Genomic DNA, 16,749 nt, shown 5'->3' with positions numbered 1-16,749 from the left:
TTGATTAAGAGGAATTGATACCATGCGCTTAAGTACCAGCATGATATACCAGCAAAATATGCAAGGCATTATGAATGGTCAGGCAACGTGGCAAAAAACGGGTGAGCAGCTGTCAACCGGTAAACGTGTCGTAAATCCATCAGATGACCCGATCGCTGCGGCGGGAGCGATTATGCTTGGCCAGGCCCAGTCGGAGAATGGTCAGTACACGCTAGCTCGCACATTTGCGAAGCAAAGTATGTCTCTGGAAGAGTCTATTCTGGACAAAAGCACGACCACGATTAGCAGCGCGTTGACCGAAGTAATCAAAGGCGGTGGTGTTCTGAGTGATGACGATCGCAAGTCGGTCGCGACTTCCCTGCGTGGCATGAAAGCTGAATTGCTGAATATGGCTAACAGCACTGATGGTAACGGTAATTATATTTTTGCTGGTTATAACACCGACAAAATTCCTTTTGTTGATGGGGCCACAGGCGTTGAGTATTTGGGTGGTAATCAGGCGATCTCACAACGCGTAGATGCGTCACGAAATATGACGGTTAGCCATGTTGGTTCCGCGGTGTTCAATGGAACAACCGGTGATGCTCAAGCAGAACCGGATGGTAGTATCCAGTCAGATTTATTTGAGACTTTGGATATTGCAATTAAAGCGCTTGAAACGCCTGTTGCTGATGCTGACGATGCAACAAAAGCCAGTGTGGCAGCGGCATTAGAGACGGCAAACCGTGGTTTAAAAAATTCCTTTAATAATATTTCAGCCGTTCGTGCAGAGTTGGGTATTCAGCTCAATGAGATTGATAACCTTGATGCTATTGGTAAAGATCGTGATGTAGCCAATAAGACTGCATTGGGGCAGCTGCAGGATACTGATTGGTATGACGCAATTTCGTCTTATATCATGCAGCAGTCTTCTCTACAGGCCTCTTATACGGCTTTCCAGAATATGCAAGGAATGTCGCTATTCCAGATGCGATAGTAGAAATAGACGATATTTTTCTATTCTACTTTACGGTTTGAATACGCTTAAACCGGGCGTATTTTTTAGGCGTGTCACTCCCTTCATTATATTGAATGGATGACATGCCATTTTTTATTCCTCCGATCGTCCCCCACTTCTCTCTGGCATCTCGTTTATATAACACCTGTTTCTTTAGAGCATAGATTGTTTTAGTACATCGGTTGTTCTAGTGCATCGATGTCTGGCGCAACTTCCTACGCGTGATTTGGTAAAGTTACAGCTTTGCATAGCCATATGACAAGTCGCGATAGGATGTTGAAGTGAGGAATAAATATACGCGCACGATATCAGTATTGGCCTAACGTCGACCACTACGGATTTCTTAATTCTACTATTGGGAGCTAGGACTTGATAGCTGAGTGAGAATATCAGCGAGTAAGTCGAATACTTCGCTGAATAAATGCTCTGCAAAGGGGGGAACGAGTGGGAGTAATAAACCCAGCGTCATAATTCCCACTGTGAGGGTAATCGGAAAGCCAACGACAAATATTGAGAGTTGGGGGGCGACGCGGTTAAGCATGCCTAATGCCAGGTTAATGGTTAGCAATAGAGTTATGATTGGCAGCGCTAGCATCAATCCGTTAATAAAAATCAGTCCACCGGCACGAGCAAGAGCGAGAAAAGCATGGCTGTTAATAGGATTGGCGCTGATTGGCAGAGTATAGAAACTATCTGCTAATAGCGAAATCATCCAGAGGTGCCCATCAAATGTTAAGAATAATAAGATTGCAAGAATATTCAGGAAGCGGGCGACTACCTGCATATTCGGGCCGCCAGTGGGATCAAAGAAGGTCGCAAAAGCAAGCCCCATTTGTAAGCCAATGAGTTCGCCGGCATGGCGAATAGCGGCAAATGCTAACTGCATTGACAGACCGAGCGTAACACCGATGAGAATTTGCTGTATTAACAGCCATACGCCCGCGACGGAAAAAATAGGCGTGGTGTTTAACGGCAAATAGGGCGCAACGAGTAGGGTAATCAGTACGCCCAGACCGATTTTTACCCGATTGCCAATCGCTCTTTCGTTAAAGACAGGAGCGGTGCTGATCAGTGCGAGAATTCTGACAAAAGGCCAGAAAAACTGACTGACCCAATTCACCATGTCCCAACTGTTAAACGTCAGCATGCCTACCCAATAATATTAGGTAACTGGCCGAATAGCGTACGCATATAGTCCAGCATGAGGTTTAACATCCAAGGGCCAGCGATCACTAAGGTGAAGAAGACCGTTAGAATTTTAGGGATAAACGACAGCGTCATTTCGTTTATCTGAGTGGCAGCCTGTAAGAGACTAATAAGCAGCCCGCTGAGCAGTGCTGCCATCAACGGAGGCGCCGCCAACGCCAATGCTACCTTCATTGCCTCATAGCCAAGCGCCATCACCGATTCTGGTGTCATAGTCCCATTCCTCTATTCGTCTAACTATAAAAACTTTGGGCTAATGAACCGAGTAGCAGCTGCCAGCCATCGACTAATACGAAAAGCATGAGTTTAAAAGGCAACGAAATTGTCGCCGGAGGAACCATCATCATACCCAGCGCCATCAATACACTGGCAACAACGAGGTCGATGATAAGGAAAGGAATAAACACGGTGAAACCAATCTGGAACGCGGTTTTTAGCTCACTTGTCACAAATGCGGGGAGAAGTACACGCATAGGTACTGCTTCAGGCCCCTGAATCTCTGGAATTGCTGCCAGTCGGGTAAATAACGCCAGATCGGTTTCCCGGGTCTGCCGCAGCATGAACTCACGCACGGGTTCCGCGCCACGTTCTATGGCGACTTCCATGCTGATCTGATCCTGACTGAAGGGAAGATAGGCTTCGTCATAAACGCGGTTTAATACTGGCGACATGACAAAAAATGTCAGGAAAAGCGTCAACCCGAGCAATACCTGATTCGGTGGTGCGGTTGGTGTACCCAGCGCATTACGTAACAAACTCAGTACAATGATGATACGGGTGAAGCTGGTCATCATTAGCAATGCAGCAGGAAGAAACGTTAATGACGTGAGGAAAACCAGCGTTTGTACTGATAGCGTCCAGCTCTGCCCACCGTTAGGTAGCGGCTGCGTCACAATTCCGGGAAGCTGCGCCCATACGGATGGTGCCATGAATAATAAACTGATGGCTAAACCATAGCGCAGTGTGCGAAGCAGGGCGGTGATACGAAAATAATTAGGCAAGGCACTCATTCCGATTTTTCCGGACGCTTTAAAACTTTCTTTAACAGTTGATTGAAATCTACCGGCTTGGTATCGCCAGTGGAGGAACTGTCGTTGGTTGGTTGTGCCGGAAGTGTATGCAGCGGCGTGATTTGCTGAGCCGTAACACCTAACACCAGCCAGGTATTATCAACCTCTACAATGACGACACGTTCACGCTGCCCGACAGGGCAACTGGATACCACTTTTAGCAACTTGTTTTGCTTGGCTTGGGGAGTAAAGCCGAGTTTGCGAGCCAGCCAGGCAATCAGCAGAATAAATAATAAAATACCAGCGAGCACGCTACCAACCTGTGTCAGTAACATGCTGCCGGTAAGTGGTGGCTCAGTAACAAGTGTTGATTGCTGACTTGCTACTGGGGCCGGGGATGACATCGAGGCTGTTGCCATTAACGACTCAGGCGGCGCATACGTTCGGATGGCGTGATGATATCTGTAATACGGACACCGTACTTGTCAGATACAACAACAACCTCACCCTGAGCGATCAGATAGCCGTTGATCAGGATATCCAACGGTTCACCCGCTAAACCATCAAGTGCAACAACAGACCCCTGGGTCAGGCGCAGCAGCTCTTTTATCGTCATTTTGGTTCGGCCAAGCTCAACGGTGAGTTTGACAGGAATATCCAATATCAGATCGATATCTTGCAGGGCACCCAGCGGATCATGACCGTCTAGAGACTTAAAAATGCCTTCCGTTGTCGCGGCCGGTTTTTCTGCAGCCTGCTGCTCGTTAAATGCATCAGCCCACAGATCGTCCACTGATTCCTTGTCGTCGGACGGTTTCTTGGTGTCACTCATGGGGCTGTTCCTCGTTATCCAGAGAATTCAATATAGGGTTAATCAAATGTTCAACACGTAGGGCGTATTGCCCGTTTAATGTGCCATATTGGCTGGTCAGCACAGGCACGCCGTCAACATGAGCAACGATTTTGTCAGGTTTGTCGATCGGTAACACATCGCCGGGCTGCAGCTTCAGAATCTTGGACAATCGCAGCGGAATATCAACAAAGCTTGCAACGAGTTCCAATTCGGAATGCTGTACTTGCTTGGCTAGGGTGTCACGCCAGCTCTGATCTTCCTGACGAGAGTTTTCCAATGGCGGGTTCGCGAGCAGTTCGCGCAGCGGCTCGATCATTGAAAAAGGAATACAGATGTTAAATTCGCCAGTCAGTGAGCCGATTTCAACATGGAACGGTGTCGTTACGACAATATCGTTGGGCGACGTCGTGATGTTGGTAAACTTGACCTGCATTTCTGAACGTACGTATTCGATGTCAAGTTTGTAAATCGCATTCCAGGCTTCGCCATAGGCTTCCAGAGCCAAGCGCAACATACGCTTAACTACGCGCTGCTCTGTGTGGGTAAATTCACGTCCTTCAACTTTCGTCGGGAAGCGCCCATCACCGCCAAAAAGGTTATCTACGGCGATAAATACCAGGCTTGGTGAAAATACAAATAATGCAGTACCACGTAGCGGTTTTAAGTGAATCAGATTCAGGTTCGTCGGTACCGGAAGATTTCTGGCGAACTCATGGTAAGGCTGGATCTTGATTCCACCTACGGTGATATCAGGGCTACGGCGTAACAGGTTAAATAATGACATTCTGAACTGGCGAGCAAAACGTTCATTAATGATCTCTAACGCCTGTAAACGCTCACGGATAACGCGTCGCTGAGTATTCGGATCATAGGGCTTAACGCCGCCATCCGTTTTTGATGCCGCATTTGCTTCAGCGTCACTATCGCCGCTGTCGCCGTTTAATAATGCATCAATTTCTGCTTGTGAAAGAATACTATCGCCCATAATGGTTACCGCAGTATAAAGGCCGTGAACAGAACATCAGTAACGACCTGGTTAGGTTGACCAGGAACTAATGGTGGGCTTAGCACTTGCTTAATTTGCTCTATCAGCTTCTGTTTACCTTGCTCATTGGCAAGTGCAATCGCGTCCTGACGAGAAAGCAGTAATAACAGTCTGCTGCGAACTTCTGGCAGATAATTCGTAAACCGTGTACGCGTTGCTTCATCTGGTAAACGCAGCGTGAATCCAACATACAACACGCGGTCAGGGTCATTATCTGCATTGACGAGATTAACGGTAAAAGTATCCAGTGGCATGAAAACAGGCTCTGGCGGTGGCGGTGCTTCCTGCTCAGCCGTTGCTGCGTTTTTCTGATTTAATAGCCACCAGGCGGCGCCCGCAGCACCAGTTGCAGCGAGAGCAACGATAATCAGTAGTATTAGCCAAATAGACCGTTTACGTCCTGGTCGAACTTGCATATCAGACATAGCCAAAGATAGTTCCCGTTACTTATCGATATTTACTGCTGGATGAAACCAACAATAAATAAATGCGTAATGTCGATGATTATCCTGCCTATTGCAATGTTCAATACAGAGAATAGGCAGGGAAAATCGTGCTAACTTATTCGTTTACTTCACTTTCAGGCAAAGATATCAACGCCGTTGACCGATGATGCCATTGATCTCAACTGTTCTGGTACGTCTAATAATTCACTTGTGCTGTCTGATGAATGGCCAAATTGCTGTTGGTAAGACGGGCCACGGTTGTTGCCATCGTTATTATTACCCGCCATTTGCTGCTGCCAGGCAGAGGAATCACTACCTACGCTGCTTTGGCCAAGGTTAATTCCGCTCTCTGCCATCGCATTACGCAGGTGAGGCAGCGCAGCTTCCAGCGCTGAACGAACCTGACCGCTTGCTGAAGCCAGATGAATTTGAGCTTGGTTATCATCAATTTTTAGACTGATGTGCAGGGCGCCCAATTCCTGTGGGTTCAAACGTAACTCTACGGTCTGTTGACCATTACGGCTGAACATAATGATTTGCTGGCCCAATGCATCTTGCCATTGCGGTGAACCAAATGGTGCATTCAGTTGTGCGTTAGTTGCCTGAGGGGCTGGGGTGGTTGTTCCCACCGATGCCGGTTGAATATGCATCGCCTGTGCGACAGGCGGCGTTGTTTGAGACGCGCCGTTGCCTAACGTAGAGACTGATTCAGACACATTGCGATCGCCTGCAAGGGAGTTTGGCGTCGTTAGCGCAAACTTTGCAGCCTCATCCGCAGATTCGGTTGTTGCTGATGAGGTTTGCTTGGCTGCATGATGCAGATCGCGTGATATGCCTGCATCTTTATCTGGCATCACTGACGTGTCGAGCAATTTTGCCAGCGTGCCTTTAGCACTTTCACCCGTATTGCTTAGTAACGATGCGGACGCCTCATTCTGGCGTTTAGCGTCAGTAAGCCCTGGAATCATTAACCCTGCATTTACGGCAGTTGCTGCAATACTATCAGCGGCAGGTTGTGTAGGAAGCGGCGTTGTCTGCAACATGGCAAGCAGTGCCTGCATGGCGATAGTGTCATTTGCCGTGCTGTCACTCTCTTTTTTGTCCAGATTCTTAAACTTCGCCTGCCCTATAATTTCTGGATTTTGCTTACCCGCTGTAATCGTTGCTCCCGTAAGAGAACTGAAGGAAGAAAGCAGGGCATTTAAATCGTCACGGCTCAGCGAAGCATTATCTTTCCCTAACGCGCTTAGCAGGGCTTCTTCGTCTACTTTATCGAGCGTTTTTTTACCCGAAGTATCGGCTACTTGTGATATGCGTTTGCTCAACAGATCAACAAAATCTTTTGGCAGCTCACCCTGTGTCAGTAACGAAGCGGAAGAACCGCTTGTATCACTGGCAGTGGTAGCTATAGGTAACGCGGACAGATTCATGATTCTGCTTTCCTCTGTGAGGCCCGTTGGGCAAATTCATCCATTTGTTTTTGTTCTATTTTGTTCTCTTTGGCAAGCTGTCTTGTCAGTTCGCGATCCTGCAGCTTTTCAAATGCGTTCAAACGTTGCTGTTTTTCTTGCCAAGTCTTCATTGCTAAATCTAAACGTGATGTCCACTGCGAGAGCTGTTGCCTGTGTTGCTCAATTGCACCGTCTAACGTTCGGATGAACTGCTGATAATTTTGCCAGCTATTATTTGCCATACCAGAGGACATCGTCGAGTTCAATTTTTGACGATAGTCATCCTGATAGTTTAACAGCATATTGAGCTGCTGCTCGGCCTGTTGATGTGCCTGACGCACTTGACCCAACTGGCCTGCTGCTTTCTCAACGTCCTTCTGCGCCAGTTCGCGTAGTGTAACCAGCGGTGACTGGGTTTTCATCTGCTCTCCTACTCGTTACGAGGGAAAATAGTGTGCAACGCCTGGCAGGACTCTTCATAGTTACTTTGTTCAAACATACCCTGCTGCAAGAAGGCTTCCAGGTGCGGGTAAAGCCGAATTGCTTTATCAAGCATAGGGTCGCTGCCTGCGGCGTAGGCACCAACACTGACTAAATCACGGTTACGTTGGTAGCTGGATAGTAACTGTTTAAACTGCCTTACAGAAGCATAATGACCTTCATCGATCAGCGCTGTCATCGCACGACTAATCGATGCTTCAATATCAATTGCCGGATAATGGCCTGATTCAGCTAATTGACGTGACAATACGATATGCCCGTCAAGGATGGCACGAGCGGAGTCAGCGATAGGATCCTGCTGATCGTCACCTTCTGTTAGAACAGTATAGAAGGCGGTGACTGAACCACCTCCATGAATACCATTTCCTGCGCGCTCTACTAGCGCAGGTAATTTAGCGAAGACAGAAGGGGGATAACCCTTGGTTGCTGGCGGTTCGCCAATCGCTAAAGCAATTTCACGCTGTGCCATGGCATAACGTGTGAGCGAATCCATGATGAGCAGAACGTGATGCCCGCGATCGCGAAAATCTTCAGCAATACGCGTGGCATACGCGGCACCCTGCATCCTTAATAATGGAGAAACATCAGCCGGTGCGGCAATAACGACGGAGCGCGCTCGTCCTTCCGTGCCCAAGATATTCTCGATAAAGTCTTTCACTTCTCGGCCACGTTCACCGATAAGTCCAACAACGATGACATCAGCCTGAGTATAGCGTGCCATCATACCCAACAGCACACTTTTACCCACCCCGGAACCCGCAAACAGACCCATTCGCTGCCCCCTGCCCACGGTAAGCAATGCGTTGATGGCTCGAACACCTACATCCAGAACACTGTCGATAGCCGTTCTTTGTAATGGGTTAAACGGTGGCGTAATCAGCGCTGCGCGATAGCCTGTATCCGGCGCAGGTAAACCATCCAGCGGTTTTGCGCTACCATCCAGTACTCGGCCCAGTAATTCAGGGCCTAATGGTAATTGCTTCCCCTGGCTGCTGCTGTCTTGGCCGACGCGGGCGTAGACACGTGCTCCGGGGGTAATACCTTCAACTTCTTCCAGCGGCATAAGAAAGAGTTTTTGCCCGTTGAAACCGACAACTTCACTTTCGATTTCTTCAACCTGTGAGCCATTCTGCCGCTCAATGAGGCAGGTGGCACCCAGTGGCATATGTAACCCTGTCGCTTCCAATACCAAACCTGTCGCCCGGGTTAAGCGGCCGTAACGACGCACCGAAGGCGTGTCATCAATGCGCTTCTCAAATGAATCGAGAGAAGAAAGCCAGCGTCCGAGGCGCGAAGTCATCATAGTTCTCCTGGTGCGGCTAAACGGCAAAGTTCGTGCCAGCGTGTTGCCAGACTGGCATCCAAATCGCCTTCTTCCGCGCTGACTTTACAACCACCAGGGTGAAGTTGGCTATCGGCAAGCAATCTCCAACCATGTAAGCTGAGTGTTGGGCCCAAAAACTGTTCAACACGTTCCAGATCTGAAGGGTGAACGCGCAACTGCGTTCTACCTGAAAACATAGGCTCTTGCTGAATCAATTGCTGTATCTGACCGAGCAGCGCATTACCGTCGCATACCGGAGGTTGCCCCAGAATCTGCTTGGCTGCGGTCAACGCCAACTGCATCAAACGAGCGGGGATCACACTGTCGAGTGTATCCAGCGTCTGTTGGAATTCGGTGACCATTTGCTGCATTTGTTCGATGATCGGCTGCTGCTGCTGCAAGGCGTTTTGTAAGCCCTGCTGTTGCCCTTTGGCTAAACCCTCCTGATAACCGGCGTCATAACCTTGTTGGTGGCCTTGCGCAAAACCCGTTTCTCGTGCCTGTTGCATCGTGCTTTCACGCAGAGAGGCGAGTTCGTCCTCTGCGGTAGAAAGGACGTTTTCTTCAGAGAAATTCTCGATGTCCGACAATTCAGGTTCATCACTTACCTGATAGGTTGGAACGGACTTTGAAACGGGTTCAGCCAAATCGTTAGGCTTCCAAGGCTGCCAGGCCAGGCTTTTGGGAGCGTTAGACATAAGCATCCTCGCCGCCACCGATAATCATCTCGCCGCTGTCTGCCAGTCGACGGACAATAAGCAGAATGGCTTTCTGTTCGTTTTCGACCTGCGACATACGTACTGGGCCGCGAGTCGAAAGGTCGTCGCGAAGAATTTCTGCAGCACGCTGAGACATATTGCGCAGGAATTTCTCGCGTAAAGGCTCTTCGGCGCCTTTCAATGCCAACAGCAGAGACTCGGACTCGACTTCTTGCAGAAGGCGCTGGATACTGCGGTCGTCCACGTCCACCAGATTTTCGAACAGGAACATTTCGTCGATGATTTTCTGTGCCAGTTCGCCATCGAATTCGCGTACAGCATCGATAACCGCTTCTTCCTGCTGGGTTTTCATCAGGTTGATAATCTCAGCCGCAGTACGAACACCACCCATTTTGCTGCGTTTGAGATTCTGACCATCCAGCAAGCCATTCAGAACGTCTGTCAATTCTGCCAGTGCGGAAGGCTGAACGCCGCCGAAGGTCGCGATACGTAGCATAACGTCATGACGAAGACGTTCGTCAAACAGGGCTAAGATATCGGCAGCCTGAGCACGCTTCAGGTGCACCAAGATTGTTGCGATAATCTGCGGGTGTTCGTCGCGAATAAGGTCTGCGGCAATCTGCGGCTCCATAAAGTTGAGTGTTTCCATTCCACTCGTAGAGTCGCGGCTCTCCAGAATATCTTCCAGCAGACTAGACGCTCGCTCTTCACCAAGAGCTTTGACAAGCACTGAACGAAGGTAGTCACCCGCATTCACGCTGAGAGCGGCATATTGCTCTGAATCAGCCTCAAATTCTCTCAGAATTTCGAGCAACTGCTGTTGTGATACCTGCCTCATGTTCGCCATTGCAGAACTCAGGTGCTGCACTTCTTTAGTCGAAAGATGAGTAAACACTTCCGCGGCGCGGTCTTCACCAATGGTCATCAATAAGATGGCGCTTTTTTCTGTTCCTGTGAGGGTCATAGTTCAGTACTCATCCATTGACGGATTACCAGAGCGACAACGCGTGGATCGTTCTCTGCCATTTCACGTATGCGGTTACTTTGCATTTCTGCATTGACGCGTTGCTGCGATTTCCGCTGCTGTTCAACTTCCGAGCTACTCAAGTTGACCATAACATCGCTGTCTGTACCTTGAGATAGTGCAGCCGCCGCCAGCGCCGCTTCTTGTTGCTGTGCTTTTCTCTGCAATTGTGGACGAACCAGTTTACGCCACAGAATCCAGGCAACGATCAGAACCAGCAGCCAGCGGCCAGCTTCCATCAGGAGATCGAAAAATGCCTGTTTTTGCCAGAATGGGAGTTCGCCAGAACCGTCAGTGCTATCCATAAATGGCGTATTCACGACATTTAATGTATCGCCACGTTCAGTGGAGAAGCCCATTGCTTCGCGTGCTACTGTTTCAATCTGTTTGATCTGTTCTTCCGTCAGTGCAACCGGTTTGCCGTCCTCACCAGGAGGCTGGTAGTTAACAATAACGGCCGCAGACAAGCGCTTCACACCACCCGAACTGTGTTTGGTATGTAAAATCGTTTTGTCGACTTCATAGTTGGTTGTTGCATCATTACGAACATTTGATGTCTGAATAACGGTATTTGCATTTGCCGCATTAGCTTGCGCACCTGCCGCATTGTTTTGGTTCTGCTGGCCAGCCTGATTGTTCGCATTGGCATTATTTGGCGGTGTTGCGATAGGGGCTGTAGGTGCCGGTGCGGGCTGATTGGTTAATGCACCTGGAACGCCACCGACGTTCGGGCCGCCTTTTTGCTCACTCTGGCTGGTTTGCTGAGAGCGAACAGCCGCTTTGTCTGGCGGTTGGTTAGGTTGATACTGCTCGTCAGTTTGTTCGCGAGCAGAGAAATCGATTTGCGCGGTAACCTGAGCATGTACGTTACCCATGCCAACCATCGGCGCGATGATTGACTCTATGCGGCGTTGGTACATCGCCTCGACTTCGTTGCTGTACTTCAGTTGCGCAGCATTCAGATCGCGGCTGCTGCCGCCTGCCTGGGTTAACAGGCGTCCGGTCTGATCGACGACCGTAACATTATCTGGTGGCAGGCCAGCAACGCTGCTGGAAACCATATAAACGATGGAATTGATTTGACCTTCATCTAATGCACGACCTGGTTGTAATGTCAGGGTGACAGAAGAAGAGGGGGCTTTTTGTTCACGAACGAACAGTGAAGGCTTCGGTATGGCAAGGTGAACTCGCGCATTCTGGACAGGGCCGAGCGTTTCTATCGTTCTGGACAGCTCACCTTCCAGCGCACGCTGGTAATTTATCTGCTCACTGAATTGGCTGATGCCAAATTTTTCTTGATCGAGCAATTCAAAGCCAACCGCGCCGCCTTTTGGCAGCCCCAATTGAGCAAGTCGGAGTCGGGTCTCATAGACATTTTCGGCGGGAATCATGATCGCGCCGCCGTTCTCCGCAAAACGATAAGGAACGTTCAGCTTTGTTAATTCGCTGACAATCGCACCGCCATCTCGGTCATTTATGTTGCTATAAAGAACCCGATAATCTGGGCCTTTGGCCCATAGAGTCAATGCAACGACGATGGCAGTGGTCGCAGCTGCTGCGATCAATAGTGGGATCTTCGGATTGGCGCGTAACCGGTTGAGTATTTCGCCAAAGCTATTTTTACCGGTAGCGGAGCCGGTTAATGAGGCGTTCATACTCTATCTCTGCTTGGTTGTTGAACGATATACTTAACGTTGTGACGTGACAAAACAGAACTCCCTGATTGCGCAATCAATAAAACATTTCGCCTACATTTATCGGCATGTCATTATTTTCCGTAAAAGAAAAATCGATGGGTCGATAAGGTGGCATTTTTCGCGCTAATTGTGCGATTTATCTGAAAAGCTGTGTGGTAGGGTAATGCTGTCATAGAAAATGCATAAGCAGTCTACTCTGTATGATGTAGTGAGGTGTTATGTCAGTTCAAGGTATAGATGGTGTTTTACAGCAAATGCAGGTCAAAGCTCTGCAAGCTGCTGACACACCAATAGCCAGACCATCGGTAGAACCTGGTTTTGCCAGTGAGCTGAAAGCCGCGATCGATAAGATCAGCGACACGCAGCAGACGGCTCGTACGCAGGCTGAAAAATTTACCTTGGGTGTGCCAGGCGTAGCATTGAATGATGTGATGGTGGATTTACAGAAATCATCCATTTCAATGCAGATGGGCATTCAGGTGCGTAATAAGCTGGTATCTGCGTATCAGGAAGTGATGAATATGTCTGTTTGATGTCGTTCAATGACATCAATCGGCAACCAGTAAAGCCATTGTGCGTAATCTCACTGTTAATGCAATGAAATTACGCACAATCTTTATTTGTGCTCAGTACCCGCCTGTTTACTCCTTGTCTTCAAACACTCCAATCTTCAAATTCTTAACGCGCACTGATTTTGTTATGCCAGATAGTCTGAGCATGCAGAGTAAAAGCACCGTTTGTGGATAAAAAAAACGCGCCCGTATCAGGTGAAGATAGGAGCGCGAGTGTCGTATATAACGAGTATGAAATTATGAGCTTGGCTCACCTGGCGCGGGTTCACCAGGTAGCAATCGATGGCCCGCAAATTCGCTATAAGTCGTATTAATTGACTTTTGCTTCAGTGATTGCCCCATTAACGAACTTAACTCGTCCATCCGCTTCTGCAGAAGTTGTTTTACTTTCGCTTCATTATCCATCACTTCCTGCAAAATCTGTCGCAGATGCAAACGCATCACGCTGTCAATTTCGTCAGGAATTGGCGTGTTAACTAAGCCTTCAACGGACTGAACATAAACAATCTCTTGCTCAACCAACGTATCCCACTGGCCACTGACAGCCAAATGAAGAATTTTTTGACTCAGAGACAAAAGCTGTTGGTAATCTTTTAGAAGCCGATGGGGGGAGGCCATTAACGTACTTCCTGCTCTGGTTTGTAATTAGGACCGATTTGCCGCCAGGCATCAGCGATGTTTTCCAGCAACGCTTCGACGTCTTCTATTGCTTTTGCATCGTTATGTAAATTGGCAATCAACAAACGCTGAGACATGTAATCGTACAGGGCGGACAAGTTTTCAACGAGTTCTCCCCCTCTTTCCATGTCCAAACCGGCTTTTAGTCCGTTATTGATAATGTTGATCGCTTTAGATAACGCCATGCCTTTGCCCGGGATATCGCCTTGCTCCATGAGGATGCGTGCGCGCACCATTGCACTGCGCGCACCATCAAACAACATGACGATAAGCTGGTGAGGGCTTGCGCTCATCACACTGCTTTCAAGGCCTACCTGAGCGTAGGCCTGACTGCCTTTCATATTGTACATCTCGTTACCTATCTACTTAATCAGCAAACTTTAGAGCTTGGAGAACATGCTGGCCAAACTTGCACTGGTTGAGCTCATGTTAGACATCGCTTTATCAAGATCTGTAAACTGTTTCTGGTAGCGAGCAATTGTATCTTCAATACCGGCTTTGATTCGCTGAGATTGGGTATCCAGGCTTTTGATCGTTTTATTAATACCATCTTCTTTCGTTTTGATTGTACCATCGACGGTATCAAGGAGTTCTTTCAGATAAACACGGGTTTCTGTCGCAAAACCAGTTTTGTCATTATCACCCACGAAAAAGGCTTGAACCTTACCTGGCTCTTCTTTAAGCGCTTTTTCCAAAGCCGTGTTGTCTATTTCAAGTTTACCGGTCTTAAAGTTTTGTTTGATGCCTAAATCGGCGAGAATATTAAACTCACCATCTCCGGTTTGTACTGTGGTGAGCTGTGCTTTAAGTTTGTTCTGTATGCCACGAACCGTTGAGTCACCGATTAACGCACCGTTTGTGCTGGATTGACTTTCCCCGACTTCAACTGCGGTGTATTTAGTTTGTGCAGCAACAGTATCTTGCAGGCCGTTATATGCATCAACCCATGCTTTTATCGCATCTTTCATACCCGTGATGTCTTGATCAACCGTCAGGGTTTCGGGTTTACCTGCTTCTGTCTTAGCCTGTAGCGTTAAGTTGACGCCCTCAAAGGCATCATCAATCGTATTGCTTTGGCGTTCAATGGTAATACCGTTTGCAATGATCACGGAATTCTGTGCGGCAACCTTTTCGGTTGTTGAACCCAGAACACTACCGCTGTCAGTGATTGTCATTTCACCTTTTTCGCCGCTGTTTCTGGCTGTTAGCATCAGGTAATATTCATTATCTTTGGCTTTGACTACACTCGCGCTTACGCCGCCGTTTGCTTTATTAATCGCATCCCGGACGTCGTTTAACGAAGTTTCCCCACCTTTAATGTCAACCGTCAATGACTTACCATCGGCCTGGGCTATAGTGAGACTGCTATCTGATGAGCTTAGCGCTGTGGTTGCACTTGTCTTAACTCCAGAGGTAATGGAGTGAGCTTGAGCTAATTGTTGTACTTCAATACTATAACTGCCAGCGACAGCTTTGCTGCTTGTTGTTGCAGTAAATACCTTATTGGTGCTGGATACTTTTGTGTTGGTTATTCCATCTATCGATCCCGCGACAATGCCGAATGACTGTGATTTGGCTAAGGCATTGGTAGCGGTATTGAGCTTATCGAGTGAACTTTTAAGCGCACTGACACCAGTAAGTTGAGCTTTATAACTGGCTTGTTGTGTTGTAATGGGCGTCAAACGTTGGTTTTCAGCTGTTCTCAATTGGGTTAACAAACCGGCCAAATCTAAACCTGAACCCACACCTAATGAAGTTACGCTTGCCATGATCGAATCCTTTATCTGTCCAGAGCCAATGGTCTATGTATCAGTTATCGGCAGTACGAATAATAAGTTTAGCATTTTGAGCGGGAGTTATTTCTATCCAGTATTATGGATCCTGTCTTAAGCGTCGCTGGACAGAGATTTAGTTGTGCTATCAGGCTCAAAAAAAAGATATGTGTGGTAAAAAATTAAAGCTTTTGAAAAGTGTTCCGATAAATAAACACAACGGGGATGACCCCGTGGGTCTAACCCGAAACTTACATCTTATTGATTAAGGAACGCTATCATGGCATCGATTAATACTAACATCATGTCTCTGGTCACCCAGAACAACCTGAACAAATCACAATCTTCTCTGGGCACCGCTATTGAGCGTCTGTCTTCTGGTCTGCGTATCAATAGTGCAAAAGACGATGCTGCTGGTCAGGCGATTGCCAACCGTATGACTGCACAGGTTAAAGGCCTGACTCAGGCTGCGCGTAACGCGAACGACGGTATCTCCCTGACGCAAACTGCGGAAGGTAACCTGAACNACCCGACACTTAACATCTCATTGATTAAGGAACGCTTATCATGGCATCGATTAATACTAACATCATGTCTCTGGTTACCCAGAACAACCTGAACAAATCACAATCTTCTCTGGGCACCGCTATTGAGCGTCTGTCTTCTGGTCTGCGTATCAATAGTGCAAAAGACGATGCTGCTGGTCAGGCGATTGCCAACCGTATGACTGCACAGGTTAAAGGCCTGACTCAGGCTGCGCGTAACGCGAACGACGGTATCTCCCTGACGCAAACCGCGGAAGGTAACCTGAACGAAATCAACAACAACTTACAGCGTGTTCGTGAGCTGGCGGTGCAGGCTGCAAGTGACACTAACGGCAGTACTGACCGTACTTCAATCTACACTGAAATGAAGCAACGTCTGGACGAAATCGACCGTGTTGCTGGCGCGGCATCGTTCAACGGCACGAACCTGCTGGATGGCACGGCAAGTGGCGGTATCAACATTCAGGTTGGTGCAAACACTGGTGCTAACGAAGTTATCACTATCGACTCTGGTGCGCTGGTTAACGCGACAACGACGTCTGGTGCAGGCTTGGCTTCTGGTGTATCGACCGCTGTAACTGCAATTAGTGGTGGGACAGGTGCTATAGGTGGTTCAGGTGGTCTGGCACAGAATATCGTTGATGCCGTTGATACCGCACTGAAAGCAGTAGATACCGCGCGTAGTAACCTGGGTGCGATCCAGAACCGTTTCGAATCCACGATCACCAACGTGAACAACACCATCAACAACCTGTCTAACGCCCGTGGCCGAATTCAGGATGCGGATTATGCGGTAGAAGTGTCGAACATGACCAAGGCGAACATTCTGCAACAGGCTGGTACATCAGTCCTGTCTCAGGCGAACCAGGTTCCTCAGACCGTTCTGTCTCTGCTGCGTTAATCGTAAGC

The 16,749-nt window shown here is 48.3% G+C and carries 20 protein-coding genes; 4 read left to right on the top strand and 16 right to left on the bottom strand.

Annotation, left to right across the window (positions count from 1 at the left end):
- Positions 1-22: 22 nt before the first annotated feature.
- On the top strand, positions 23-976 hold the full coding sequence (flgL, locus tag QWJ20_RS12245) for a flagellar hook-associated protein FlgL (RefSeq protein WP_205556447.1): 954 nt from the start codon (positions 23-25) through the stop codon (positions 974-976).
- Positions 977-1,349: 373 nt separating this feature from the next.
- Here flgL and fliR read toward each other — a convergent pair whose 3' ends face one another.
- The 13 genes from fliR to fliF form a co-directional block, all read right to left on the bottom strand.
- Positions 1,350-2,144: a flagellar biosynthetic protein FliR gene (gene fliR, locus QWJ20_RS12240; protein WP_249681897.1), complete on the bottom strand. Its 795-nt coding sequence runs from the start codon at positions 2,142-2,144 to the stop codon at positions 1,350-1,352.
- Between the two features lie 2 nt (positions 2,145-2,146).
- On the bottom strand, positions 2,147-2,416 hold the full coding sequence (fliQ, locus tag QWJ20_RS12235) for a flagellar biosynthesis protein FliQ (protein WP_010279609.1): 270 nt from the start codon (positions 2,414-2,416) through the stop codon (positions 2,147-2,149).
- Positions 2,417-2,436: 20 nt separating this feature from the next.
- The gene (gene fliP, locus QWJ20_RS12230) at positions 2,437-3,132 is read right to left on the bottom strand and encodes a flagellar type III secretion system pore protein FliP (protein WP_174870070.1); all 696 of its coding nucleotides are present in this window, start codon (positions 3,130-3,132) and stop codon (positions 2,437-2,439) included.
- Between the two features lie 77 nt (positions 3,133-3,209).
- A complete protein-coding gene (gene fliO, locus QWJ20_RS12225) occupies positions 3,210-3,632 on the bottom strand; it encodes a flagellar biosynthetic protein FliO (RefSeq protein ID WP_433992641.1) in 423 nt (140 codons plus the stop codon).
- On the bottom strand, positions 3,632-4,045 hold the full coding sequence (gene fliN, locus QWJ20_RS12220) for a flagellar motor switch protein FliN (RefSeq protein ID WP_010279616.1): 414 nt from the start codon (positions 4,043-4,045) through the stop codon (positions 3,632-3,634). The genes fliO and fliN overlap by 1 nt, the downstream gene beginning before the upstream one ends.
- The gene (gene fliM, locus QWJ20_RS12215) at positions 4,038-5,051 is read right to left on the bottom strand and encodes a flagellar motor switch protein FliM (RefSeq protein ID WP_120358590.1); all 1,014 of its coding nucleotides are present in this window, start codon (positions 5,049-5,051) and stop codon (positions 4,038-4,040) included. Before fliM ends, fliN begins: the two co-directional genes overlap by 8 nt.
- Before the next feature lie 5 nt (positions 5,052-5,056).
- Positions 5,057-5,536, bottom strand: a complete 480-nt coding sequence (gene fliL, locus QWJ20_RS12210) for a flagellar basal body-associated protein FliL (RefSeq protein ID WP_010279620.1) — start codon at positions 5,534-5,536, stop codon at positions 5,057-5,059.
- 155 nt (positions 5,537-5,691) lie between these two features.
- The gene (locus QWJ20_RS12205; protein WP_433992640.1) at positions 5,692-6,987 is read right to left on the bottom strand and encodes a flagellar hook-length control protein FliK; all 1,296 of its coding nucleotides are present in this window, start codon (positions 6,985-6,987) and stop codon (positions 5,692-5,694) included.
- The gene (gene fliJ / locus QWJ20_RS12200) at positions 6,984-7,430 is read right to left on the bottom strand and encodes a flagellar export protein FliJ (protein ID WP_095699926.1); all 447 of its coding nucleotides are present in this window, start codon (positions 7,428-7,430) and stop codon (positions 6,984-6,986) included. Before fliJ ends, QWJ20_RS12205 begins: the two co-directional genes overlap by 4 nt.
- Before the next feature lie 8 nt (positions 7,431-7,438).
- Positions 7,439-8,809 carry a flagellar protein export ATPase FliI gene (gene fliI, locus QWJ20_RS12195; RefSeq protein ID WP_095994902.1) on the bottom strand — a complete coding sequence of 457 codons (1,371 nt, stop codon included), beginning with the start codon at positions 8,807-8,809 and terminating at the stop codon, positions 7,439-7,441.
- Positions 8,809-9,531 (bottom strand): flagellar assembly protein FliH, encoded by a 723-nt coding sequence (fliH, locus tag QWJ20_RS12190; RefSeq protein ID WP_130638651.1) that lies wholly within the window; start codon positions 9,529-9,531, stop codon positions 8,809-8,811. The genes fliI and fliH overlap by 1 nt, the downstream gene beginning before the upstream one ends.
- Positions 9,524-10,516, bottom strand: coding sequence for a flagellar motor switch protein FliG (fliG, locus tag QWJ20_RS12185; RefSeq protein ID WP_039311714.1), 993 nt, complete (start codon positions 10,514-10,516; stop codon positions 9,524-9,526). The genes fliH and fliG overlap by 8 nt, the downstream gene beginning before the upstream one ends.
- Positions 10,513-12,231, bottom strand: coding sequence for a flagellar basal-body MS-ring/collar protein FliF (gene fliF / locus QWJ20_RS12180; RefSeq protein WP_433992639.1), 1,719 nt, complete (start codon positions 12,229-12,231; stop codon positions 10,513-10,515). Before fliF ends, fliG begins: the two co-directional genes overlap by 4 nt.
- A 260-nt stretch (positions 12,232-12,491) precedes the next feature.
- On the opposite strand from fliF, the gene fliE reads away from it, so the two are divergent.
- Positions 12,492-12,806 (top strand): flagellar hook-basal body complex protein FliE, encoded by a 315-nt coding sequence (fliE, locus tag QWJ20_RS12175; protein WP_010279635.1) that lies wholly within the window; start codon positions 12,492-12,494, stop codon positions 12,804-12,806.
- Between the two features lie 276 nt (positions 12,807-13,082).
- On the opposite strand, the gene fliT is transcribed toward fliE, so the two are convergent.
- From fliT to fliD, 3 genes are read right to left on the bottom strand one after another with little or no spacing between them, the layout of a single operon-like run.
- Positions 13,083-13,463 (bottom strand): flagella biosynthesis regulatory protein FliT, encoded by a 381-nt coding sequence (gene fliT, locus QWJ20_RS12170; RefSeq protein WP_039285813.1) that lies wholly within the window; start codon positions 13,461-13,463, stop codon positions 13,083-13,085.
- The gene (gene fliS, locus QWJ20_RS12165; protein ID WP_039285815.1) at positions 13,463-13,873 is read right to left on the bottom strand and encodes a flagellar export chaperone FliS; all 411 of its coding nucleotides are present in this window, start codon (positions 13,871-13,873) and stop codon (positions 13,463-13,465) included. Before fliS ends, fliT begins: the two co-directional genes overlap by 1 nt.
- Positions 13,874-13,903: 30 nt before the next feature.
- Positions 13,904-15,292, bottom strand: coding sequence for a flagellar filament capping protein FliD (gene fliD / locus QWJ20_RS12160; protein ID WP_433992638.1), 1,389 nt, complete (start codon positions 15,290-15,292; stop codon positions 13,904-13,906).
- Between the two features lie 283 nt (positions 15,293-15,575).
- Between fliD and QWJ20_RS12155 the strand changes: the two genes are divergently transcribed.
- Complete coding sequence (locus QWJ20_RS12155; protein WP_433992637.1) at positions 15,576-15,914, top strand: hypothetical protein; 339 nt, start codon at positions 15,576-15,578, stop codon at positions 15,912-15,914.
- Positions 15,863-16,741, top strand: coding sequence for a flagellin (locus QWJ20_RS12150; protein ID WP_433992636.1), 879 nt, complete (start codon positions 15,863-15,865; stop codon positions 16,739-16,741). Before QWJ20_RS12155 ends, QWJ20_RS12150 begins: the two co-directional genes overlap by 52 nt.
- The last annotated feature ends 8 nt before the right edge of the window (positions 16,742-16,749 follow it).

The sequence above is a fragment of the Pectobacterium sp. S5 genome (assembly GCF_051707265.1).
Classification (GTDB): Bacteria; Pseudomonadota; Gammaproteobacteria; order Enterobacterales; family Enterobacteriaceae; genus Pectobacterium; species Pectobacterium polare.
The sequence above is the reverse complement of the archived record's forward strand: the minus strand, read 5'-3'. Positions and strand labels throughout refer to the sequence as shown.